Source organism: Streptomyces sp. NPDC028305, assembly GCF_055569495.1.
This window is the reverse complement of sequence record NZ_JBVHTN010000004.1, coordinates 925,045-947,740: the sequence shown is the minus strand read 5'-3', so window position 1 is coordinate 947,740 and position 22,696 is coordinate 925,045. Positions and strand designations below refer to the sequence as shown.

At 72.5% G+C, this 22,696-nt stretch carries 15 protein-coding genes and 1 pseudogene; 9 read left to right on the top strand and 7 right to left on the bottom strand.

Annotation, left to right across the window (positions count from 1 at the left end; translation table 11 throughout):
• Window positions 1–186: 186 nt before the first annotated feature.
• From glgX to ACZ4WQ_RS20400, 4 genes are all read left to right on the top strand, one after another.
• Entirely contained in the window at window positions 187–2,568 is a 2,382-nt protein-coding gene (gene glgX / locus ACZ4WQ_RS20415) for a glycogen debranching protein GlgX (RefSeq protein WP_398371673.1), read from the top strand.
• Window positions 2,569–2,729: 161 nt separating this feature from the next.
• Entirely contained in the window at window positions 2,730–4,535 is a 1,806-nt protein-coding gene (locus ACZ4WQ_RS20410; protein ID WP_398371671.1) for an ABC transporter ATP-binding protein, read from the top strand.
• Window positions 4,532–6,412 carry an ABC transporter ATP-binding protein gene (locus ACZ4WQ_RS20405; protein WP_358847342.1) on the top strand — a complete coding sequence of 627 codons (1,881 nt, stop codon included), beginning with the start codon at window positions 4,532–4,534 and terminating at the stop codon, window positions 6,410–6,412. Before ACZ4WQ_RS20410 ends, ACZ4WQ_RS20405 begins: the two co-directional genes overlap by 4 nt.
• The gene (locus ACZ4WQ_RS20400; protein WP_398371668.1) at window positions 6,409–7,638 is read left to right on the top strand and encodes a HEAT repeat domain-containing protein; all 1,230 of its coding nucleotides are present in this window, start codon (window positions 6,409–6,411) and stop codon (window positions 7,636–7,638) included. The genes ACZ4WQ_RS20405 and ACZ4WQ_RS20400 overlap by 4 nt, the downstream gene beginning before the upstream one ends.
• Before the next feature lie 54 nt (window positions 7,639–7,692).
• Here ACZ4WQ_RS20400 and ACZ4WQ_RS20395 read toward each other — a convergent pair whose 3' ends face one another.
• From ACZ4WQ_RS20395 to ACZ4WQ_RS20380, 4 genes are read right to left on the bottom strand one after another with little or no spacing between them, the layout of a single operon-like run.
• Window positions 7,693–8,334, bottom strand: coding sequence for an aspartate/glutamate racemase family protein (locus ACZ4WQ_RS20395; protein ID WP_398371666.1), 642 nt, complete (start codon window positions 8,332–8,334; stop codon window positions 7,693–7,695).
• Window positions 8,331–9,146: an AroM family protein gene (locus tag ACZ4WQ_RS20390; RefSeq protein WP_385344226.1), complete on the bottom strand. Its 816-nt coding sequence runs from the start codon at window positions 9,144–9,146 to the stop codon at window positions 8,331–8,333. Before ACZ4WQ_RS20390 ends, ACZ4WQ_RS20395 begins: the two co-directional genes overlap by 4 nt.
• A gap of 52 nt (window positions 9,147–9,198) precedes the next feature.
• The gene (locus ACZ4WQ_RS20385) at window positions 9,199–10,878 is read right to left on the bottom strand and encodes an OPT family oligopeptide transporter (RefSeq protein ID WP_361189597.1); all 1,680 of its coding nucleotides are present in this window, start codon (window positions 10,876–10,878) and stop codon (window positions 9,199–9,201) included.
• A 22-nt stretch (window positions 10,879–10,900) separates the two neighbouring features.
• Window positions 10,901–11,863 (bottom strand): DUF1177 domain-containing protein, encoded by a 963-nt coding sequence (locus ACZ4WQ_RS20380; RefSeq protein WP_311730378.1) that lies wholly within the window; start codon window positions 11,861–11,863, stop codon window positions 10,901–10,903.
• Window positions 11,864–12,024: 161 nt separating this feature from the next.
• Between ACZ4WQ_RS20380 and ACZ4WQ_RS20375 the strand changes: the two genes are divergently transcribed.
• Together ACZ4WQ_RS20375 and pepE are read left to right on the top strand one after the other, a co-directional pair.
• On the top strand, window positions 12,025–12,840 hold the full coding sequence (locus tag ACZ4WQ_RS20375) for an IclR family transcriptional regulator (RefSeq protein WP_398371663.1): 816 nt from the start codon (window positions 12,025–12,027) through the stop codon (window positions 12,838–12,840).
• A gap of 75 nt (window positions 12,841–12,915) precedes the next feature.
• Window positions 12,916–13,650, top strand: a complete 735-nt coding sequence (pepE, locus tag ACZ4WQ_RS20370; RefSeq protein WP_385344220.1) for a dipeptidase PepE — start codon at window positions 12,916–12,918, stop codon at window positions 13,648–13,650.
• Window positions 13,651–13,660: 10 nt separating this feature from the next.
• Here the strand turns inward: pepE and ACZ4WQ_RS20365 are convergent, their stop codons facing one another.
• Window positions 13,661–14,185 (bottom strand): DinB family protein, encoded by a 525-nt coding sequence (locus ACZ4WQ_RS20365; protein WP_398371661.1) that lies wholly within the window; start codon window positions 14,183–14,185, stop codon window positions 13,661–13,663.
• A 401-nt stretch (window positions 14,186–14,586) separates the two neighbouring features.
• Between ACZ4WQ_RS20365 and ACZ4WQ_RS20360 the strand changes: the two genes are divergently transcribed.
• The 3 genes from ACZ4WQ_RS20360 (at window position 14,587) to ACZ4WQ_RS20350 (ending at window position 20,591) form a co-directional block, all read left to right on the top strand.
• Complete coding sequence (locus ACZ4WQ_RS20360) at window positions 14,587–16,809, top strand: M4 family metallopeptidase (RefSeq protein ID WP_398371847.1); 2,223 nt, start codon at window positions 14,587–14,589, stop codon at window positions 16,807–16,809.
• A 353-nt stretch (window positions 16,810–17,162) separates the two neighbouring features.
• Complete coding sequence (locus ACZ4WQ_RS20355; protein ID WP_398371659.1) at window positions 17,163–18,770, top strand: M4 family metallopeptidase; 1,608 nt, start codon at window positions 17,163–17,165, stop codon at window positions 18,768–18,770.
• Window positions 18,771–18,941: 171 nt separating this feature from the next.
• Window positions 18,942–20,591 (top strand): M4 family metallopeptidase, encoded by a 1,650-nt coding sequence (locus tag ACZ4WQ_RS20350; protein ID WP_394816888.1) that lies wholly within the window; start codon window positions 18,942–18,944, stop codon window positions 20,589–20,591.
• Between the two features lie 69 nt (window positions 20,592–20,660).
• Here ACZ4WQ_RS20350 and ACZ4WQ_RS20345 read toward each other — a convergent pair whose 3' ends face one another.
• Entirely contained in the window at window positions 20,661–21,596 is a 936-nt protein-coding gene (locus ACZ4WQ_RS20345; protein ID WP_468022326.1) for a MerR family transcriptional regulator, read from the bottom strand.
• A 54-nt stretch (window positions 21,597–21,650) separates the two neighbouring features.
• Window positions 21,651–22,677: pseudogene (locus tag ACZ4WQ_RS20340) on the bottom strand (aldo/keto reductase).
• Window positions 22,678–22,696 lie beyond the last annotated feature (19 nt).

Here is a 22,696-nt window from a genome sequence, read left to right as displayed (position 1 = left end):
AATGGGCTGCCGGTCCAATGTCACGGTTGCGTCCCAGGTGGGAGGGGTCAAGACCGCTCAGCCCCGGGCGTGCGGGGCGAAACGTGATGCTTGACCCGATCGCGGGCAGAACAGGTGAGAGGGCGGCAGCACTCCGCGCGGCACGGGACGCCGCGCGGGCTCAGCCGCGAACGCCGGAGGCGCCACGTGTCGAACGCAGCCGACCACAGGACGGCGCACAACGGGCTGCCCAGGCCCCGCTCGGGCGCGGCGGCCATCGAACTCGGCGCCCGCCGCGCGGACTCGGGGCCGCCGCCCGCGCCCGCGGCCCTCCCCGACCCGCACGGCGAGCCCGCCGGGGGCGCCCCGGTGTGGCCGGGCAGCGCGCAGCCGCTCGGGGCGCGGGTGCGGACCGGGCCCGGCGGGGTGGTGGGCATCAACTTCGCGCTGTGGGCCGGGGGCGCGGAGGCCGTGGAGGTGTGTCTGTTCGACGACGACGGCACCGAGATCCGATGTCCGCTCACCGAGCGGACGCATGAGATCTGGCACGGCTTCGTGCCCGGCGTGCTCCCCGGGCGGCGGTACGGCTACCGGGTGCACGGCCGCTGGGACCCGTGGACCGGCGCCCGCTGGAACCCCGCCAAGCTGCTGCTCGACCCGTACGCCCGCGCCGTGGACGGCGACTTCGCGGGCGCGGGGGTCGTTCCCCGCCCCTGGCACGGCCCCCTGCCGCCCGAGGTCTACGGCCATGTGCGGGACTGGCCGCAGCAGCACATCGCCGACACGGTGCGCGACGACCGCGACTCGGCGCCGTACGTCCCCAAGGGCGTGGTCGTCGGCGACGACGACCCGGGCGGCCCGCCCGACGAGTGGCTCGACGACCGGCGCCCGAAGACCCCCTGGGCCGACACCGTCCTCTACGAACTCCATGTGCGCGGCTTCACCAAGCGCCACCCCGGCATCCCGCCCGAGCTGCGCGGCACCTACGCCGGGCTCGCGCACCCGGCCGCGATCGAGCACCTCACCCGGCTCGGGGTGACGGCCGTGGAGCTGCTGCCGGTGCACCAGTTCGCCCACGAGGACCATCTGCTGCGGCGCGGGCTGCGCAACTACTGGGGCTACAACTCCATCGGCTACTTCGCGCCGCACGGCGCGTACGCGGCGACCGGCACCCGCGGCGCGCAGGTCGGCGAGTTCCGGCGGATGGTGCGCGCGCTGCACGACGCGGGCATCGAGGTGATCCTCGACGTGGTCTACAACCACACCGCCGAGAGCGGTGAACTGGGGCCCACGCTCTCGCTGCGCGGCATCGACAACCGCGGCTACTACCGCCTCCAGCAGGACCCGCGCCGCTACGCCGACTACACGGGCTGCGGCAACACCCTGCATGTGGTGCGGCCCCACGTACTGCGGCTGATCACGGACTCGCTGCGCTACTGGGTGACCGAGATGGGCGTGGACGGCTTCCGCTTCGACCTCGCCGCCACCCTCGCCCGCTCCGCGCACGACGTGGACATGCTCTCCCCCTTCCTGTCGGTCATCGCCCAGGACCCGGTGCTGCGCCGTGTCAAGCTGATCGCCGAGCCGTGGGACGTGGGCCCCGGCGGCTACCAGGTCGGCGCCTTCCCCCCGCTGTGGACGGAGTGGAACGACCGCTACCGCGACGCGGTGCGCGACTTCTGGCGCGGCGCCCTGCCCGACGTACGCGACCTCGGCACCCGGCTGTCCGGCTCCAGCGACCTGTACGCGTGGGGCGGCCGGGGCCCGTACGCCTCGGTCAACTTCATCACCGCGCACGACGGCTTCACCCTCCGCGACCTGGTGAGCTACGACCGCAAGCACAACGAGGCCAACGGCGAGGGCAACCGCGACGGCACCGACGACAACCGCTCCTGGAACCACGGCGCCGAGGGCGAGACCGAGGACCCGGCCGTACGGGCGCTGCGCCGCCGCCAGCTGCGCAATCTGCTCACCACGCTGCTGCTGTCCACCGGCGTCCCGATGCTGGTCGCGGGCGACGAGATGGGCCGCACCCAGGGCGGCAACAACAACGCGTACTGCCAGGACAACGAGACCGGCTGGCTGGACTGGGCGCTGCTGGAGGACCCGGGCTGGCGCGCGCTCGCCGACCTCACCGCCCGTCTGGTCCGGCTGCGCCGCGACCACCCCGTGCTGCGCCGCAGGACCTTCTTCTCCGGCCGCGCGCAGGGCCCCGACGGGCTGCGCGACCTGGCCTGGTTCACCGCGCGGGGCACCGAGATGACCGAGGAGGACTGGTACGCGCCGACCGCCGCGCTCGGCCTGTATCTGTCCGGCCGCCACATCGCGCAGCGCGACGCGCGGGGCGCCCCGGTCACCGACGACAGCTTCCTGGTGCTGCTGCACTCGGGCCCCGCGCCGGTGGACTTCACCCTCCCCGGCCCGCCCTGGGCCGCCTCGTACGAGCTCCTGCTGGACACCTCGCGGGAGGACCAGGACGCGCCCCCGAGCACCCCCCATCGCGCCGGCTCGCCGATCGTGCTCCCTGAGCGCGCGGTGCTGCTCCTACGCGCCGTCACGGCCACGGAGGCGGACCGGAAAACCGAGTGAGCGCTGTCAGTGCCGGACCGTAACCTCGGCAGGTGATGGCTGCGACAGATGAACGACTCAGGGGACCGGAAAGGGAAACGCACCGGAGCGACGCGGAGGGGGAGGCAGAGGGGGAAGCGGGAAGTCCGTCGGCGAGGAACGCGGGGCGCGGGCGCTCGGCCGTGCGCTCCCTCTCGCGCCTGTGGCCGTATCTGCGCCCGGTCAGAGCGCGCTTCTTCACGGCGGCCGGGGTCGCGGTCGTGGCCTCCTGTCTGGGCCTGGTCATCCCGCTCGTGCTGAAGTGGATGGTGGACGGGCCGGTGGCCGACCGGGACCCGGGCGGGGTGTGGCTGGGCGGCGCCCTGCTGCTGGTCCTCGGGATCGCGGAGGCGGGGCTGTTCGGGCTGCGGCGCTGGCTGGTGGGCCGCCCGCTGGCCGCCGTGGAGGCCTCGATGCGCACCGACCTGTACCGGCATCTTCAGCGGCTGCCGGTCTCCTTCCACGACCGCTGGTCGTCCGGGCAGCTGCTCTCGCGCGCGACGACCGACCTGATGCTGCTGCGGATGTTCCTCGCCTTCCCGCTCACCTTCCTGGTGGTCAACGGGGTCACGGTCCTCGCCGGGTTCGCCATCCTGTTCGCGCAGCAGTGGACGCTGGGCCTGGTCCTGCTGCTTCCGGCCGTGCCGCTGGTGGTCCTCTGCTCCGTCTTCGAGACGCGGTACGCGGTCGTCGCCCGCGCCGTCCAGGACCAGACGGGCGATCTGACCACGGTGGTCGAGGAGGGGGTGCTCGGCGTCCGGATCGTCAAGGGCTTCGGACGCCACCGCAGCCAGGCCCGCGCCTTCCGGGCGCTGACGGAGCGGGTCCGCTCGACGGAGCTGCGCAAGGCGGGCCTGCTGGCCACGATCTGGGCGCTGATCATGACCCTGCCCGAGCTGGCCATCGGCACGGCCCTGGTGCTCGGCACGGTGCAGGTCGCCAACGACGAACTGTCGGCGGGCACGCTCGTCGCCTTCCTCTCCACGGCGCTGACGCTGCGCTGGCCGGTGGAGTCGCTGGGCTTTCTGCTGGCGATGAGCCAGGACGCGGCGACCGCGACGGACCGGTTCTTCGAGGTGATGGACGAGCCGACGGCCGAGCCGCAGCCCGCAACACAAGAGGCCGCAGCACAGCAGGCCTCCGCGACGCGGAACGGCAGCGCGCCGAGCAGCGGCAGCGTGCCGAGCAACGGCAGCGCGCCCCGGGACGGGCTGCGCTTCGCGGGCGTGGAGTTCCGCTACGCGGACGCGCCGCCGGACGCCCCGCCCGTGCTGGCCGGGGTGGATCTGCACATCCGCTCCGGCGAGACGATGGCCCTGGTCGGGGCGACGGGCTCCGGCAAGACCACGCTCACCGCCCTGGTGCCGCGCCTCCACGAGCTGACGCACGGCCGGATCACCCTCGACGGGCGGGACATCACCGCCCTCCCCCGGGACGAGCTGCGCGAGCTGGTCGCCGTCGCGTTCGAGGAGCCCACGCTCTTCTCGGCGACGGCCGGTGAAAACGTCATGATGGGCGCGGCCGAGGTCACCGAGGCGGATCTCCTGCGGGCGCTCGACGTGGCCCAGGCCGACTTCGTACACGCCCTGCCGAAGGGCACCGACACCCAGGTCGGCGAGCAGGGACTGAGCCTGTCGGGCGGTCAGCGCCAGCGCCTCGCCCTCGCGCGCGCCGTCGTCGGGCAGCCCCGCTTCCTCATCCTCGACGATCCGCTGTCCGCGCTGGACGTGCACACCGAGGCCCTGGTGGAGGCCGCGCTCCGCCAGGTCCTGGCCACGACGACGGCGCTGGTGGTCGCCCACCGCCCGTCGACGGTGCTGCTCGCCGACCGCGTCGCACTGCTCTCCGAAGGCCGTATCACCGCCGTCGGCACCCACCACCAACTGCTGCGCGACAGCGCGGAGTACCGGTCGCTGATGTCCGGTGACGAACGGGAGGAGGCCCGATGACCCAGACCGCTCCCGGCACCGGAACCGGCACCGGAACCGGCACGAAGGCAGACCGGGCCGTGGACAAGCCCGGGGCGACCCCGGACGGCGACCCCTTCGACCAGGACGTGCTGCCCACCCCGAAGGGCGCCTCCCTCACGCTGCTGCGCTCGCTGCTCGCCCCGCGCCGCGGCCGGGTCTGGTTCGCGGCCGTCCTGCTGCTCCTCCAGCAGGCCGCGGTGCAGGCCGGCCCGCTGCTCGTCGCGTACGCCATCGACACCGCCGTGCCCGCCTTCCGCGACGGCGGCCACGGCCCGCTCATCGCCGTCGGCGTCGCCTACCTCGGCTGCGCGCTGGCCTCCGGGGCGCTCCAGTACACCTTCATCCGCACCTCGGCCCGGATCAGCCAGGACGTGCTGCTCGATCTGCGGGGCAGGATCTTCCGCCATGCGCAGGCGCTCAGCGTGGACTTCCACGAGCGCTACACCTCGGGACGGCTGATCTCCCGCGCCACCACGGACGTCGAGTCGCTGCGCGAGCTGCTCAACGAAGGGCTGGACGAACTGCTCGGCGTCGTTCTCTCCGGCTTCTACATCTCGGTGATGCTGCTGTATCTGGACTGGGGCCTGGGCGCGGCGGCCGTGCTCTCCTTCTGGCCGCTGTATCTGCTTGTCCGCCTCTTCCAGCGCCGCTCCATGCTCGTCTACCGCAAGCGGTCCACGGCCATCGCCGCCGTCATCGTCAAGTTCACCGAGACCATGAACGGCATCCGGCCGGTGCAGGCGTTCCGCCGCGAGCGGGTCAACGACGCGGACTTCCACGCGCTCAACCACCGCCACGAGCGGGTGAACGGGGACGCGATCCTGGAGATGGCCCGCTATGTGGTCGGCTCCCGGCTGGTGGCCAACACGGCGGTGGCCGCGATCGTCCTGTGGGGCGCGTACCGGGTGGCCTCCGGGGGCCTGGCGCTGGGCGTGCTGGCCGCGGCCGCGCTGTATCTGCGCAGGCTCTACGACCCCATCGACCGGCTGGGGATGTTCCTGAACTCGTACCAGTCGGCGGCCGCGTCGCTGGAGAAGATCGCGGGCCTGCTCGCCCAGCGGCCCTCGGTGGCCGAGCCCACCGACCCCAGGCCGCTGCCGCCGCGCTCCGCCGAACTGCCCGGCCGCGAGGTGGTCTTCGACGGCGTGCGCTTCGCCTACCGTACGGGCGGCGAGGTGCTGCCCCGCTTCGACCTCACGCTGCCCGCCGGGCAGACGGTGGCCGTGGTGGGCGCGACCGGAGCGGGCAAGTCCACCCTCGCCAAGCTGCTCGCCCGCTTCTACGACCCCACCGGCGGCCGGGTCCTGCTCGACGGCGTGGACCTGCGCGAGCTGGCCACACCGGAGCTGCGCCGCGGCGTGGTGATGGTCACCCAGGAGGCGTTCCTGTTCTCCGGCACGGTCGCCGACAACATCGCCATCGGCCGCCCCGACGCCACCCGCGCCGAGATCGAGCACGCGGCCAAGGCCATCGGCGCACACGACTTCATCGCCGCCCTGCCCGACGGCTACGACACCGATGTGCGCAAGCGCGGCGGCCGGATCTCGGCGGGCCAGCGCCAGCTCGTGGCCTTCGCCCGGGCGCTGCTCGCCGACCCGTCCGTGCTGATCCTGGACGAGGCGACGTCCTCGCTCGACATCCCGGGCGAGCGCGCGGTGCAGCGCGCCATGCACACGGTGCTGCACGGCCGCACCGCCGTCGTCATCGCCCACCGCCTGTCGACGGTGGAGATCGCCGACCGGGTGCTGGTGATGGCGGACGGCCGGGTCGTCGAGGACGGCTCGCCGCAGCGGCTGATCGCGGGCGAGGGCCGGTTCGCGGCGCTGCACCAAGCATGGCGGGAGAGCTTGGTTTGACCGCCACCGATGGGGACGACGGGGGAGACGCTGTGCAGACCGCCGGCAGCGCGGTGGAGGTGGAGTCACTCGCGTTCGCGGACGACTTCGAATTCGACCTGGACACGCCGGGCGAGGCCTCCGGCGAGGCGCTGGATCTCCTGCTCGCCGACCTGGCAGGCGACCTGGCAGGCGCCCCGGTCGAGCGCCCGTGCGAGTGGCTCGACGCACTGGCGCTGGCCCTGGAACACGGGGTGGACGCGGTGCTGCGGCGCGTGGCACACGCTGACCCACGCATCGGGCGGATCGCCGCGCATGTGCTGGCGTACGCGCGCCTGGACGAGGCCGCTCTCGCCGCCCTCCTCCCCCGGCTCCTGGCCTGCTTCGACCAGGTCGAGGACGAAACCGTCCGGGCCGCGCTGCTGTTGGTGATCAGCCGCGCGGCCGGGACCTCCGCGACGGCCGACGACCCGGCGGCCCGCGTGCTCCGCGAGTGGCTCACCGCCGCCGACCGGCCGGGGCTGCGGCTGACCGCCGCGCTGGCCCTGGAGCGCCGTGGAGCGTACGACGAGGCCGTCGCCGACGCCCTGGTGTCGGGGGTGGTCAAGGGCGGCGGCGCGGTGCTGGAGCCGCTGGCCTGGGCGGAGTGGGGCAGTGTGGAATGGCTCGTGTCCTACGCCTTCGAGGAGCGGGCCGGATGGTTCGGCCGGAGGTACGCGCCCTCCCCGGAGCGGAGGCGGACCCGGGTGGCGCACATCCTCCGGCTGATCTCCGAGGCGCCCACCCAGCTGGCCGTCGAGATCGCCGGGGGCATGCTGTACGACCGCCCCCGGTCCCAGCCGCTGGCGGCGGCGCTCGGGCGGCTGCTGAGCCACCCCGAACCGGCGCTGCGTTCGGCCGCGTTGTTCGGCCTCGCCCGGCACTACCCGCCGCCCGAGGCCGTACGCGACGACCTCGCCCGCGCCCAGTCCGACCCAGTGATCGGCTGGAAGGCCTCGGTCACCCTGGGCCGGATGGACGACGCGCGCGCCCTCCCCGCGCTCCTGAAAGCCCTGCCCGAACGGCGCAAGGAGGTCTACATCGCCCTGCGCCGGATGAGCGCGCACGCCGAGGTCCTGATGCCGGCCATCCGGGCCCGGCTCGCCGCCCCGGCCGACGAGCTGGAGACCTACGAGCTGACCCAGGTGCTGCACGAGTGGGAACACCCGGAGGAGGTGCCGGAACACGGGTGGTGGCTGACCTACTGAGCCGGGCCTTCTGCTGAGCCACAGGGCCCCGCTCCATACCGGCACCCGCTCCGCTCAGCTCCGCGTGTACGAGGCCATCAGCCCGGCGGCGAGCACCGGGTCCACGACCGGCACCCCCAGCCGGTCCTCCAGCAGCGGGCGGATCCCGATCGTGTTCAGGCCGGTGCAGGCCAGCAGCAGGGTGTCCGCGCCCGACTCGACCAGCCCGGCCGCGGCCTCCAGCACCGCCGCGGGGCCCTCGGGGGCCTGAAGGTCCGTCGTACGGTGCACGCCCCGCGGCCGTGCCTCCCCGGCGAAGCGCTCGCCGAGGACCGCGCGCACGGCGGGCGGCGCCTCGTCCCTGATGCCCAGCACCCCGACGCGGCTGCCGAGGCCGAGCGCCACGGCGGCGGCCGCCGAGCCGGCGCCGATCACCGGCACGTCGACCGCCTCGCGGGTGCGTTCCAGCGCCGGGTCGGCGGCGCAGCTGATGACCAGGGTCCCGGCCCCGTCGGCGGCCAGTTCGCGGGCCAGGGCCACGATCTTCGGTTCGGCGCGGCGCTCGGACTCGTCGTCGTGGATGCCGTGCGGCTGCCCGGGGATGCAGCGGGAGACGGCCGGAATGCCGTACCGCTCCTCGATCACCCTGCCGTGGGCCGCCACGGTCGAGGCGTCATCGCTGGTGAGGACGCGGATCACGCCGATGTGCGCGTTCATGAGCCGCTCCCGGGGCGGGCCGCGGGCGTCTCGGAGGGGCGGCCGAAGGCGGCCACCACCTCCCCCGCCATGCGGACCGCGATGGCCCTGGCCAGGAGGACGGGGCGGCCTGCGGCGCGGACCGCGGCCTCCCGCATCCGCTCGGTGTAGCCGATGCAGTCCAGGACGATCCAGGAGCTGCCGGCCTCGGCGAGGGCGCGCGCGGCGGCCGCCACCTCGTCCAGGGCCTGCTCGGGCGGCGCGTAGGGATTGGCGGGGGCGGCCCGGACCTCGCCGGAGAGTACGTCGGACCAGCGGCGGGTCGCGTCCTCGGCCTGGTCCGGGTGGGGGCAGACGATGCCCACCGGGTCGGAGCCGACGGCTGCCGCGACGCCGCGCAGCACCAGCGGTTCGGCGAACAGCAGCGGCCGGTCCGCCCGTACGGCGGGGAAGTGGCCGGTGCACAGCAGCAGGGTCGCGGCGGCGCCGTCCCGCTCCGCGCGGGCGACGGCCCGCTCGATGCGCGGGACCAGCGCGGTGTGGCCGAGCATCACCGAGCCGCCGTCGCGCAGCCGGGTGACCAGCGGGGCCTCGCCGGGCTCGGGGGCGAGCAGCCGGCGGGTCTCCTGCTCGGCGGGGCCGTCGAACCGCTCGCCGTCGAGTGCGCCGTGTTCCACGAGGCGCACCCCCGGCAGCAGTGGTTCGGCGTCGGGCCGCAGATCGGCGCGCGGGGCCTGGCCGATGGTGACGAGGCCGAGGGCCGGGGCGCTCGGGCGGACGCGGTCCGCCGCGAGCTCCGGCTCCGGCTCCGGGTTCAGGACCGGGGCGGTCACGGGTGAGGCTCCTTCCGTGTGCGGGGCGTGTGGTGACAGGCCACGTGGCGGGTCACAGGGCCTTCGTGAGCTGGCCCACGTCGTTCAGCGAGCTTCCGGCCACCAGGCCCGCGCCCACGAGCGACAGATCGTTCTCCGACTGCTCGTCGCACTCCTTGCGGGCCTTCGCATCGGTCAGCCCGCGCCGCCGCCACATCGTGTACGCCTGGCGGATGGCCAGGGCGCCGAGCACCATCCACCCGGCGTCGGGCGTGGCCACCAGCAGACCGGTGGCCAGCAGGACGCCCATCTGCCGGGACGGGCCGCCGAGGAACTGGATGAGCGCTCCGGGGATCGCCCACAGCAGCATGGTGGTCATGGTGCCGGGCTCCAGGCCGCCCTTGATGGTGGCCACGTACACCTCGGACACCGGCGGCACCCGCCCGTCCGAGAAGAACGACTTCCACGCGACGGCCACCACGACGAGCGCGACACCGAAGCCGACGAGCTGGGCGAGGTACTGCTGGCGCCGCCCCTCGATCTCGAAGGGCTGCCACGGCACGGCGTCCCGGCGCAGCAGCCAGCCGGCCTTGAAGTCGTAGCCGAGGTCGGCGAAGGCGGGGCCGGTGGAGGCCGTGTAGCCCACCATCAGGGCGAGCGGCACGGTCGGGATGTGCAGGACCAGGCCGATGATCAGGAAGATCAGGGTGACCGCGAAGGCCGGGAACCACCCGGAGTGCATGGCCGCCAGGCCCACGATGAGCTGGTGCACGATGGCGGCGATTCCGGCGAGCGCCACCCAGCCGACCAGGGCGGGGACGGACAGCCGGCCGGCCACTCCGCCCGCGATGGCGACCACGATCGCGCCGCACACGAACAGCCCCATGCCCTCGAGCAGACCGCGGCGCAGCTGCGGGGCCTTGACCGTACGCTCGTCGTCATCGGAAGCGGAGACGGTGTCATGGGCGGACGCCGGGCCGTCGCCACGCCCCTTGCGGGTCCGCATCAGCAGCAGCGCCTGGATCAGGGCGACCAGCCCGGCGCCGACCATCAGGCCGTGCGGCACCCGCTCGGCGCCCAGGTCGAAGCCGAAGTCCGGGGCGTACTGGCCGGCGGCCAGCCCGATGCCGAACATCGCGAGCGCCCAGATGTTGCCGAGGAAGCCGACGCCCGCGGCGCTGGTGGGGAACTTGAACAGCGCGCCGACCAGGCCGACGAGCGCGCCCACGCCGAGCACCGCGGCCTTGCGCCCGCCGGTGTCCCCGGCCTTGATGGTCTCGGCCGCGGCGATGCCCGCGGGCCAGGAGCCGGTGGCGGGCAGCAGCTTGGAGTCGAACACCCGGTACAGCACCCAGCTGTCGACGGCCAGCCCGATGACGGCGCCGCCGAGCATGGGCCACACCAGGTCGGTACGGCCCAGGGCGAAGGGCACGGCGATGGGGGTGAGGAGGGAGTTGGCGGCGGCGAAGGTGGAGCCGGAGATCGCCGACTGCACCAGGTTCTGCCGGTGCTGGGAGCGCATCCGGGCCAGCATGCCGACCGGGATGCGCCCGATCAGCATCGCCACCAGGGCGCCGATCACGGCCGTGTTGGGGGACACGCCGAGCGAGGTGATCAGCACGATGCCGATCAGGGCGCCGAGGACTGACATCAGGATGGTGATGACGAGGGTGATCGGTTCGAAGGCTCTGGGGTGAGCTTCGACCGGCGCGGAGGTGGCCTCCGCGGCGGTCTGGGTGTTCGAGTCGTTCATGGGGACTCCTGGGCGCGTGGGCTCACTGCGCGGGGACGGGCGCCTGAAGGTGGGTCATGGGGCCGTACAGCTCGACCAGGCGCGCGAACTCCTCGTCGTCGAGGAAGCGCGCGACTCCGCGGCCGAACTCCTTGGCGGTCTCGATCGCGAACCGGGCGGCGGCCGCGATGTCGGTCTCGTGGCTGGCGCCGGTGGCGCAGCCGGCCACGGCGGTGGCGGCGGTGATGGCGAGGCCGACGACGGGGGCCTTGGTGGCGACGGCGGGCTGGAGGATGGAGTTGAGGTGGTGCACCCCGTTGCCGTACGGGGTGATGTCCTGCGTGGTGATGGGCAGCACGCGGGCGGGCTCCCCGGTGACGGTCTCCAGGATCGACACCAGGTCCTCGCTCACCCGGAGGATCCAGCCCTCGCGGACCGTCGGCGACAGGGCGAGGCCGCGGTGGTTGAGCAGCCGGTTTCCCTTGGTGGTGTCGATGGAGACGACCGCGTCCATCTCGGGGGAGATCTCCTCGCGGTTGCACACCAGGGTGTCCACCGGGGAGTCCATGAAGGGCACCGGGTCGTGCGGCTGGGTGGGGGCCCATCCGCACACATGGGTGGAGAGGGTCACATCGCCGTCCAGGACGTCGCCGCGGGCGTGCATGTCCAGCAGCTTGGCGGCGGCGGACAGCGCCGCAACCGCCCCGTCGGCGTCGGAGACCAGGCCGATCCGCTCCGGCCGGGCGCCGACTCCGCCGAGCCGGCCGAGGATGCCGAGGGTCGGCGCGTCGCCGCCCGCGGCCCGGCCGCGGCGGCCGGGGACGGTGACGGAGACGAAGTCCGTGCTGCCCTTGTCGCCCTCGACCGTGCGTACCTCGATCCGCGGCGCGGTCGCCGGGTCGGCCCCGGCCGCGGTCTGGACGGCCCGCAGGTGGTCGGCGAGCAGCTCCCCGCTGGTCTGCGGGCGGTCGAGGAGTTCGATGATCTCAAGGACGTGTTTGAGCACGGGGGCCTCTCAGGACGAGCGAGGTCGCGGGTGACGCGGTCGGACAGCCGGTCCGGGCGAGCGGCGATGAGGAGGCCCGGGTTCCGGTCGCCCCAGAGTCAGCCGACCGTTCCGCCGAGCGCAATGTTTTCTCGATATGCGGGATTGTTTACTCTTCCTTCATGGCCGAGCAGTCACCCGTAACCGGTCCGCCGCCTTTGCAGACCGCGGACCGCGTCCTCAATGTCCTGCTGTCCTTCGACCGGGAGCGCCCCGAGTGGGGCGTCACCGAAGTGGCCGCGGAGTTCCGCCTGGACAAGTCGGTCGCGCAGCGGCTGCTGGCCGCGCTGGCGTACCGCGGCTTCCTGGTCTCCGACCAGCGCACCCGCCGCTACCGGCTGGGCCCGGCGGTGTGGCATCTGTCACGTGTGTGGGAGCGCGGCGGCGGCATGGCCAGCCTGGTCCGGCCCACGCTGGAGGCGCTCGCCGAGTCGGCCGGGGTCGGCGCGCTCTTCGCGGTGCCGGACGGGGTCCACATGCGCTGTGTCACGGCCGCGGACGGGGCGACCGGCCCGCTGCGCTACTACGCCCTGGCGGGCGAGCTGTACCCGGCACACGCCGGGGCCACCTCGCGGGCCTACTTCGGTATGCTGCCGCCCGGCGATCGGGCCGTCCTGCTGTACGGCCGCCCGATGGCGCGGTTCAGCGAGAACACGCTGACCGATCCGGTGCGGCTGGAGGAGCGCTTCGCCGAGGTGCGGCGCCTCGGCTACGCGTACTCCGAGGGCGAGTACGATCCGCAGACCGCGGCGCTCGCGGTCCCGGTGCTCGTCGGAAGGCGCCCGGTGGGCACGCTGTCCCTGACCGCGGCCCTCGATGACCTGCGGGGCCGCCAGGAGGAGCTGACCGGCCCGCTTCAGCAGTACGCCGCGGACCTGGGCAAGCTGCTGACGCCGACCCGCCCGCGGCAGGTCCCGCCGCGCCGCGACGGGCGCTGAGCGGCTGCGCCACATGTGTGGCGCCGAGCCGCCGCGCCACATTTGTTCTGTCCGTCCCAGAAAGGGCCATCCACCATGCGGTTGCTGCTGCTGTCCAACTCCACCGCCCCCGGGCACGGTTACCTGGAGCACGCGCGGGAGGAGATCGGCGCGCTGCTCGACGGCGTACGCCGGCTGGTGTTCGTGCCGTACGCCCTGGCCGACCGGGACGGCTACACCGCGCAGGTGGCCAAGGCGCTGGAGCCCCTGGGCATCGAGGTGACCGGCGCGCACACCGCCGCCGACCCCGCCGAGCTGATCGGCGGCGCGGAGGCGGTGTTCGTGGGCGGCGGCAACAGCTTCCGGCTGCTGAAGGCCCTGCACGAGCACGGTCTGGTGCGGGCCATCCGCGAGCGGGTGGCGGCGGGCGCGCCGTACATCGGGTCGAGCGCGGGCACCAACATGGCCTGCCCGACCCTGCGCACCACCAACGACATGCCGATCGTGCAGCCGCCCAGCTTCGAGGCCCTGGGCCTGCTGCCCTTCCAGATCAACCCGCACTACCTGGACCCGCGGCCGGACCTCGGCCACATGGGCGAGACGCGCGCCGAGCGGCTGGAGCAGTTCCTGGAGGAGAACGACGTGCCGGTGGTGGGGCTGCGCGAGGGCACCTGGCTGAGCAGGGACGCGGACGACCGGCTGACGCTCGGCGGGATCGCGGCCGGAGCCGTCCTGTTCCAGCGTGGCGCGGCCCCTGCGGAGCTCGGCCCCGGCGCGGACCTGAGCGCCCTGCTGGACGAGCGCCCGCGGTTCGACAGCCCCGCCTGCTGACCCACGCGGCTCACTCCCCGACCGTGCCGTCGGCCAGCTCGCGTACGACGTCGAGCTGGCCGGCGTGCCGGGCGTACTCCTGGAGCAGGTGGAAGAGGATCCAGCCGAGCGTCGGGGCATCGGCCTCGGTGGCGAACCGGCCGCCGGTGGGCGCCCGGCGGCCGAGGGGAACGTCCGCCACGGCCCGCCGCGACCAGGCGCACTGCTCCTCGAACCGCGCCCGGACCTGTGCCGGTGACATGTCCTCGGGGACGTGCCAGCGGTCGTCGGGGCCCCGGTCGCCCCAGGGCGACTCCACCGGCTCGCCGAGGAACCCCCAGCGCAGCCAGCGCCGTTCGACGTGGGTGAGGTGGTGGAGCAGCTCCAACGGGGTCCAGCCGGAGGGCAGTCGGGAGGTGCGCAGCTCGCTCTCGCCGAGCCCGTCGAGCTTATGGAGCACAACGCTCCGGTAGTAGTCGAGAGAGGCGTCGAGCATCTCGCGGGTGTCCGCGAGCGAGTGCGGCGGCTCATCGATGGGGTTCACAGGCGTCGGCATGCGGCGATGCTACGGACGGGCCCCGCCCCATCCGGAATGCGAACGCGCGCCGATTGTCAACGAACGCTTTCCGGCCAAGTTCTTGTCGCGCTCCTGACAGGACTAGTCCACCGATGACACTCTTCCCTCGTTCGGCGCACAGCTCCCCCACAGCTCACGGCTGAGCTTCGACACCGTCGGCACCCGCATGCACACCTTCGCACCTTCCCCCCACGCGCACTCCCCCGTCATGCCCGGGCGGCCTCACCCGGCCGTCCGGTCGTACCCGGTCGCGCCACCGCGCGGCCAGCGCAGAAGGAGTCAGTGTGAGATCGACCTCCCAACGCCCCCACAGACCCCACAGACCCCAGGCATCCCGCCGGCGCGCCGTCGCGAGCGGCGCGCTCGTCGCCGCGGCGGCCATGCTCGCCGTCGGGCTCCAGACCGGCACCGCCGCCGCCCGCCCGGACGGCTCCGCCCCGGCGTCCGGCACCGTCTTCGCCAAGCCGGACCCCGACGCCCTGCCGGTGGCCCTCTCCCCCGCGCGGCGCGCCGAACTGATCCGTGAGGCCGACGCCTCGAAGTCCGCCACCGCCACGTCACTTGGCCTCGGCGCCAAGGAGAAGCTGGTCGTCAGGGACGTCACGAAGGACGCCGACGGCACCGTCCACACCCGCTACGAGCGCACCTACGACGGCCTCCCCGTCCTCGGCGGCGACCTGGTCGTCGAGGAGGCGAAGAGCGGCGCCGTGCGGTCGGTCGCCAAGGCGACCAAGGCGCGGGTGAAGGTGGACTCGACCACCGCCGCCGTCGCCCCCGCCACCGTCGAAAAAGCGGCGGTGAAGTCGGCCGACGCGCAGGGTGCGCGCAAGACGGAGGCCGAGCGGGCGCCCCGCAAGGTCATCTGGGCGGCGAAGGGCACGCCCACGCTCGCGTACGAGACGGTCGTCGGCGGCCTCCAGGAGGACGGCACGCCGAACGAGCTGCACGTCATCACCGACGCGAACACCGGCGCCAAGCTCTTCGAGTTCCAGGGCGTCAAGGAGGGCACCGGCAACAGCCAGTACAGCGGGCAGGTCACCCTCGGCACCTCGGGCAGCTCGGGCTCGTACAACCTGACCGACGGCGGCCGCGGCGGCCACAAGACGTACAACCTCAACCGGGGCACCTCCGGGACGGGCACGCTCTTCACCGACGCCGACGACGTCTGGGGCAACGGGACGACGAGCGACGCCGCGACCGCCGGTGTGGACGCGGCCTACGGCGCCGCGCTGACCTGGGACTACTACAAGAACGTCCACGGCCGCACCGGCATCCGGGGCGATGGCGTCGGGGCGTACTCCCGGGTCCACTACAGCAGCAACTACGTCAACGCGTTCTGGCAGGACTCCTGCTTCTGCATGACGTACGGCGACGGCTCCGGCAACGCCAAGCCGCTCACCTCCATCGACGTGGCGGCCCACGAGATGACCCACGGCGTCACCGCCGCGACCGCCAACCTCACCTACAGCGGTGAGTCCGGCGGCCTCAACGAGGCCACCTCGGACATCTTCGCCGCCGCGGTCGAGTTCAACGCCAACAACGCGAACGACCCGGGCGACTACCTGGTCGGCGAGAAGATCGACATCAACGGCGACGGCACCCCACTGCGCTACATGGACAAGCCCAGCAAGGACGGCGCGTCCAAGGACAACTGGTACTCCGGTGTCGGCAACGTCGATGTGCACTACTCCTCCGGCGTCGCCAACCACTTCTTCTACCTGCTGGCCGAGGGCAGCGGTGCGAAGGTGGTCAACGGCGTCAGCTACGACAGCCCGACCTACGACAACCTGCCGGTCCCCGGCATCGGGCTGGCCAACGCCGAGAAGATCTGGTTCAAGGCGCTGACCCAGCGCATGACGTCCAGCACCAACTACGCGGGGGCGCGGGACGCCACGCTATGGGCGGCGGGCGAGCTGTTCGGCCAGGCCAGCCCCGAGTACAACACGGTGGCCAACACCTGGGCCGCGGTCAACGTCGGGTCCCGGATCGTCGACGGCGTGTCCATCACCGCGCCCGGCGACCAGACCAGCATCGTCGACCAGGCCGTCAGCCTCCAGATCGCGGCCACCAGCTCCAACCCGGGCGCGCTCACCTACGCCGCCACCGGGCTGCCCGCCGGGCTGTCGATCGACTCCTCGACCGGCGTGATCTCCGGCACCCCGACCACGCTGGGATCCGGCACCGTGACGGTCACCGTGACCGACGCGGCCGGCGAGTCGGCCACGGCCTCCTTCACCTGGACCGTGAACACCACCGGCGGCAACGTCTTCGAGAACACCACGGACGTCCCCATCCCGGACGCCGGTGACGCGGTCACCTCCTCGATCACGGTGAGCCGGGCCGGCAACGCGCCGTCCAACCTCCAGGTGGGCGTGGACATCGTGCACACCTGGCGGGGTGACCTGGTGATCGACCTGCTGGCGCCGGACGGTACGGCGTACCGGCTGAAGAACTCCAGCTCCACGGACTCGGCGGACGACGTGCGGACCACCTACACGGTCGATGCCTCGTCCGAGGTGGCCGTCGGCACCTGGAAGCTGCGGGTGCAGGACGTCGCCGCGCTGGACACGGGCTACATCAACAGCTGGAAGCTGACGTTCTGAACGGGCTGACGTTCTGAACGCTGCGCACATCCGGATGCGGCGCTGAGCCCTCCGGTCAGCGGACAGGCGCCGCCAGGGGTGACTCCGACTCCCCCTGGCGGCGCCTCTTTTGTCGTCACGGGGCGTACAACTCCACTCCGGGCCCTGTCGATATGCCGCTCCGCCGCGCGGCGACGTTTGATCAACACCAGACGAACATTTTGCCGCCCACCTGCAAGGAAGCGCGTGACATGTACGCGCCCTGTGTGACAGTCTGCCCACGCGATCGCATCCACACCTCTTGTTCAGGTCCGGGCGGCTCTTCCCCGCCGCCCGGGGCTGACCCCCCACAGCAATGAGGAGTCCGAGTGAGCGTGCGCAAGAGCACGAACCTGCCCATTTCCCCTGCCCGTTCCACCGCCCGCGGCAAGCGCCGCACAGCGGCCACCGCAGGCGCCGCCGTCGCGGCGGCCGCGCTGCTGGCCACCGCCGTCACCACGGGCCAGGCCGGGGCCGCCACCACAAGCACCACCACCACAACCAGCGACGCCAAGGCGCTGGGTCTCGGTGCCAAGGAGAAGCTGGTCGTCAAGGACGTCGTACGGGACGCCGACGGCACCGTCCACACCCGCTACGACCGCACCTACGACGGCCTTCCCGTCCTCGGCGGCGACCTGATCGTCCACAAGTCCGCGAGCGGCACCGTCAAGGGCGTCACCAAGGCCGTCAAGGCCACCCTCGCCGTGCCCTCCACCACGGCCAAGGTGACACCGGCGACCGCTGAGCGAGCCGCCGTCAAGCGCGCCCAGGCGGACGACTCCCGGCGGGCCGCCGCCGACGGCGCCCCGCGCAAGGTGATCTGGGCCGCCACCGGCAAGCCCGTCCTCGCGTACGAAACCGTCGTCGGCGGCGTACAGAAGGACGGCACCCCCAACCAGCTGCACGTCATCACCGACGCGAACACCGGCGCCAAGCTGTACGAGTACCAGGGCATCAAGACCGGCAGCGGCGACAGCCAGTACAGCGGCAAGGTCGACCTCGGCACCACCAAGGAGGGCAGCGGCTACACCCTCACCGACGCCGACCGCGGCGGCCACCGGACCACCGACCTCAAGGGCGCCGAATCCGGCGAAGGCGCGGCGTTCACGGACGACGACGACACCTGGGGCAGCGGAGCGCCCGACGACCCGCAGACCGCGGCCGTCGACGCGCACTACGGCGCCGCCCTCACCTGGGACTACTACAAGAACGTGCACGGCCGCGACGGCATCGCGGGCGACGGCAAGGGCGCGTACTCCCGGGTGCACTTCGGCCACGACTACGTCAACGCCTTCTGGGACGACAGCTGCTTCTGCATGACGTACGGCGACGGCCAGGGCGACAAGGCCCCGCTCACCTCGATCGACGTCGCGGCCCACGAGATGACCCACGGCGTCACCTCCGCCACCGCCAACCTCCAGTACAGCGGCGAGTCGGGCGGTCTCAACGAGGCCACCTCCGACATCTTCGCCGCCGCGGTGGAGTTCAACGCGAAGAACGACAGCGACCCCGGGGACTACCTGGTCGGCGAGAAGATAGACATCAACGGCGACGGCACCCCGCTCCGCTACATGGACAAGCCCAGCAAGGACGGCGCGTCCGCCGACAACTGGTCCGACTCCGTCGGCGACTTGGACGTGCACTACTCCTCCGGTGTCGCCAACCACTTCTTCTATCTGCTGTCCGAGGGCAGCGGCGCCAAGGAGGTGGGCGGCGTCCAGTACGACAGCCCGACCGCCGACGGCTCCAAGGTCGAGGGCATCGGCCGCGACAAGGCCGAGAAGATCTGGTTCAAGGCCCTGACCACCTACTTCACCTCCACCACCGACTACCACGCCGCGCGCGAGGCGACGCTGAAGGCCGCGAGCGACCTGTACGGGGCGGACAGCGCCGAGTACAAGGGCGTGGATTCGGCGTGGGCCGGAGTGAACGTCAAACCGTAAAACCGCGTCAAACAATGTGCACCACATAGCCGGTGCCCGGGTCCCGTTCCCGGGCACCGTCATGTTTCCGCACTTTGTTCTGCCGGTGGCCACTTCGCCATCCGGCACCCCACAGCAACAGGAGACAACGTGACGCAAGGCTCGGCCTCCGGCAGACCCAGCACTTCGCGCATATCCCGCGCCGCGGCGCGGCGGCGCTCCCGCACCGTCGTCGCCGCGGGGGCGGCGACACTCGCCGGAGCCCTGATCGCGGGCGGCGCCACCGCCGGCACCGCGGGCGCGGCCACCCCGCCGCCCCCGCCCACCGCGACGGGCGCCCAGTCCCTCGCCCTCTCCCCCTCCGTCCGCGCGGAGCTGCTGCGCGAGGCCGACGCCGCCACGTCCGGCACCGCCCGCTCCCTCGGGCTCGGCGCCAAGGAGAAGCTGGTCGTCAAGGACGTCGTCAAGGACGCCGACGGCGCCGTCCACACCCGCTACGAGCGCACCTACGACGGCCTCCCCGTCCTCGGCGGCGACCTCGTCGTCCACGAGGCGGCCGACGGTTCGAGCGACGGCGTCACCAAGGCCACCGACGCCACGATCAAGGTGTCCGACACCCGGGCCGCGATCGCCCCGTCCGCCGCCGAGCGGACCGCTGTGAGCGCCGCGAAGTCCGCGGCGGGCGACGAGGCCGACACCACGGCCACGCCCCGCAAGGTGATCTGGGCCGCCTCCGGCAAGCCCGTCCTCGCGTACGAGACCGTGGTCGGCGGCTTCCAGGACGACGGCACGCCCAGCAAGCTGCATGTCATCACCGACGCCGACACCGGCAAGAAGCTGTACCAGTTCCAGGCCGTCCGCAACGGCACGGGCACCGGCCAGCACAACGGCAAGGTCACCGTCGGCTCCACCAAGAGCGGCACCCAGTACCTGCTCAAGGACACCGCGCGCGGCGGCCACATGACCTACAACCTCAAGCACGCCGAAGAGGGCAAGGGGTCGAAGTTCCTGGACGCCGACGACGTCTGGGGCAACGGCAAGCCGACCATCGCGCAGACCGCCGCCGTCGATGCCCACTATGGCGCGGCCAAGACCTGGGACTACTACAAGAAGGTCCTGGGCCGCAACGGCATCAAGAACGACGGCAAGGCCGCCTACTCGCGCGTCCACTTCAGCAACGAGTACGTCAACGCCTTCTGGGACGACGAGTGCTTCTGCATGACGTACGGCGACGGCGAGGGCAACAAGAAGCCGCTCACCTCGCTCGACGTCGCCGGCCACGAGATGAGCCACGGCCTCACCTCCGCCACCGCGAATCTCGAGTACAGCGGGGAGTCGGGCGGCCTCAACGAGGCCACGTCCGACATCTTCGGCACGGCCGTCGAGTTCTACGCCAAGAACTCCAAGGACGTCGGCGACTACCTCATGGGTGAGAAGATCGACATCAACGGGGACGGCACCCCGCTGCGCTACATGGACAAGCCCAGCAAGGACGGCCTGTCCTACGACTACTGGTCCAGCACCATCGGCCAGGACGACCCGCACTTCACGTCCGGGCCCGCCAACCACTTCTTCTACCTGCTCTCCGAGGGCAGCGGCCGCAAGGTCATCAACGGCGTGACCTACAACAGCCCCACCAAGGACGGCCGCACCGTCAAGGGCATCGGCCGCGCCAAGGCCGAGAAGATCTGGTACAAGGCGCTGACCACGTACATGACCTCGACCACCAACTACGCCAAGGCGCGCACCGCGACGCTCAAGGCGGCGAAGGCCCTGTACGGCGGGACCAGCGTCGAGTACAAGGCGGTCGACAACGCCTGGGGCGGCATCAACGTGCGATGACGCACTGAGCCCCGCGCTCGGTGGCCGGGCGGGCGCACCGCCCGCCCGGCCACCGGCGCTCCCCCGGCATCACGCCGCGCCGGACATCCGGGCCCGCAGAGCCGCCCCGGCCCAGCCGAGCACCGGCGCCAGGCTCTCGGGCGCGGGCCAGCCGTTGACCCGCGCGAGCAGCCGGACGTACCGCTCCCGGCGCGGGTCGTCGACGCTCTCCAGCCGGGCCAGCAGCCGACGCCGCAGCGCGACACCATCCGGTTCGCCGGCCAACTGCGCGTAGTGCCCCACGAACCCCGCCACGACCGGCTCGGCCTGCCGCGAGTCCGGTTCGACCCCGGCCGCCAGCGCCGGCCCGACCCGCTCGCGCACCACCGCGGCGATGTCCTTGCGGGGCCCCCCGCCATTCCGCTCGGCCGCCTGCTCCTCGACCACCCGCCGCATCCCGGCCCGGAACTCCGCATCCCGCGACAGCTCGGCCAACTCCACCCACGCCCGGACCTGCTCGGCCTCCGGGCTCTCGGGCAGCTCGGGCGTCATCGAGCGCCTGACCGCCGCGAACTCCGGATTCCCCGCAAGACCACCGAAGACGGCATCCAGAAATTCCCCGATCAGACTTCGACGCTCGTCCTCCGAGAGCCTGGCCAATGTGTGCATGAGTGCCATCTCCTCCGTACTCGCCCCGCGCTCCGCCACCGCCGTCAACACCGCCCGCCGCAGCCGCAACGTCCGGATCTGCACCGCCAGCGCCTCCGCATGCGCCGCCGCGACCTCAGCCAGCGACAGCTCCCGCTCCACGACCTTCCGGACCGTCGCCAGATCCAGCCCCAGCTCGCGCAGCGTCCGCACCAGCTCAAGACGGGCGACGGCGTCGGCGTCGTACAGCCGGTATCCGGCCGGGCTGCGGCCCGCCGGCACAACGATCCCGCGATCGGAGTAGAACCGAATGGTCTTCACCGTGAGCCCGGTCCGCCGGGCCAGCTGACCGATCGAATAACGCGTGCCGCCGTCCATGCCCTCAGCATCGCGCCTCCCCCTACGGGAGACTCAACCCGGCCCGTCTTCCGCTCATCCGGCGTGGCGGCCGTCAACCTGCTTTCCGCTGGATCCGTAGACGAAGTCGGTCGTGGTGTCCAGGATGAATTCCATGGGGAAGCCCAGGTCGATCGCGCTGGCCTTGTCCAAGCGGCCGACCGCCTCGTCGGGCAGTTCCAGGTCGATCGCGGCGAGGTTGTCCGTCAACTGCCCCACGGTGCGGGCGCCGAGGATCGGGTGGATCCAGGGCCGGCGGGCCCGCGTCCACGCGATGGCAACCTGCGAGGAGGACACGCCGAGCTCGTCGGCCACGGCGTCCACCGTGCGCGCGATGGTCAGGTCGCCTTCGGAGACGGCGGAGCGGTCGACCCGGGAGGGACCATCGGCCCCGGAGCGGGTGAACCTGCCCGACAGAACACCACCGGCCAGCGGCGACCACGCGGCCACCGACAGTTCCAGAGCCGAGGCCATGGGCAGCAGCTCCCGCTCGATGTCGCGCTTGACCAGGCTGTAGGGCAGCTGTAGCCCGGCGAAGGGCGCCCACCCTCGGAACTCGGCGATGGTGTCGGCGCGGGCGACCAGCCACGCGGGCGCGTCGGAGATCCCGACATACAGCACCTTGCCCGCCCGCACGAGATCGTCGAGAGCCCGCATCGTCTCCTCGATCGGCGTATTGGGGTCCCAGATGTGCACCCACAGCAGATCGATGTACTCCGTGCCCAGCCGCTCCAGGCCTGCCTCCACCGAACGGACCAGATTCTTGCGGTGGTTGCCGCTGGCGTTGGGGTCGGTACCGTCCATGGTCAGCGTGTACTTCGTGGACACCACGAAGCGGTCGCGGTCGGAACCCAGCAGCTCCCCCGACGATCCGCTCACTGCTGCCCTCGGTGTACCGGTTCGCGGTGTCGATCACATTCCCGCCCGCCTCCGCGTAGGCGGTGAACATCTTGCGGCACTCCTCGACGGAGGCGCCCCACCCCCACTCCTCGCCGAAGGTCATCGTGCCCAGGAACGCTTCGGACACCCGCAGCCCGGTGCGTCCAAGCAGTCGGTAACGCATCACCATCACCCATGGTCAC

What these genes read in the sequence shown, in the direction of transcription:
- ACZ4WQ_RS20405 (WP_358847342.1), top strand. Translation starts at nt 4,532, where the DNA reads ATGACCCAGACCGCTCCCGGCACCGGAACCGGCACCGGAACCGGCACG.
- ACZ4WQ_RS20395 (WP_398371666.1), bottom strand. Translation starts at nt 8,334, where the DNA reads ATGAACGCGCACATCGGCGTGATCCGCGTCCTCACCAGCGATGACGCC.
- ACZ4WQ_RS20385 (WP_361189597.1), bottom strand. Translation starts at nt 10,878, where the DNA reads ATGAACGACTCGAACACCCAGACCGCCGCGGAGGCCACCTCCGCGCCG.
- ACZ4WQ_RS20375 (WP_398371663.1), top strand. Translation starts at nt 12,025, where the DNA reads ATGGCCGAGCAGTCACCCGTAACCGGTCCGCCGCCTTTGCAGACCGCG.
- pepE (WP_385344220.1), top strand. Translation starts at nt 12,916, where the DNA reads ATGCGGTTGCTGCTGCTGTCCAACTCCACCGCCCCCGGGCACGGTTAC.
- ACZ4WQ_RS20365 (WP_398371661.1), bottom strand. Translation starts at nt 14,185, where the DNA reads ATGCCGACGCCTGTGAACCCCATCGATGAGCCGCCGCACTCGCTCGCG.
- ACZ4WQ_RS20360 (WP_398371847.1), top strand. Translation starts at nt 14,587, where the DNA reads ATGCTCGCCGTCGGGCTCCAGACCGGCACCGCCGCCGCCCGCCCGGAC.
- ACZ4WQ_RS20345 (WP_468022326.1), bottom strand. Translation starts at nt 21,596, where the DNA reads ATGGACGGCGGCACGCGTTATTCGATCGGTCAGCTGGCCCGGCGGACC.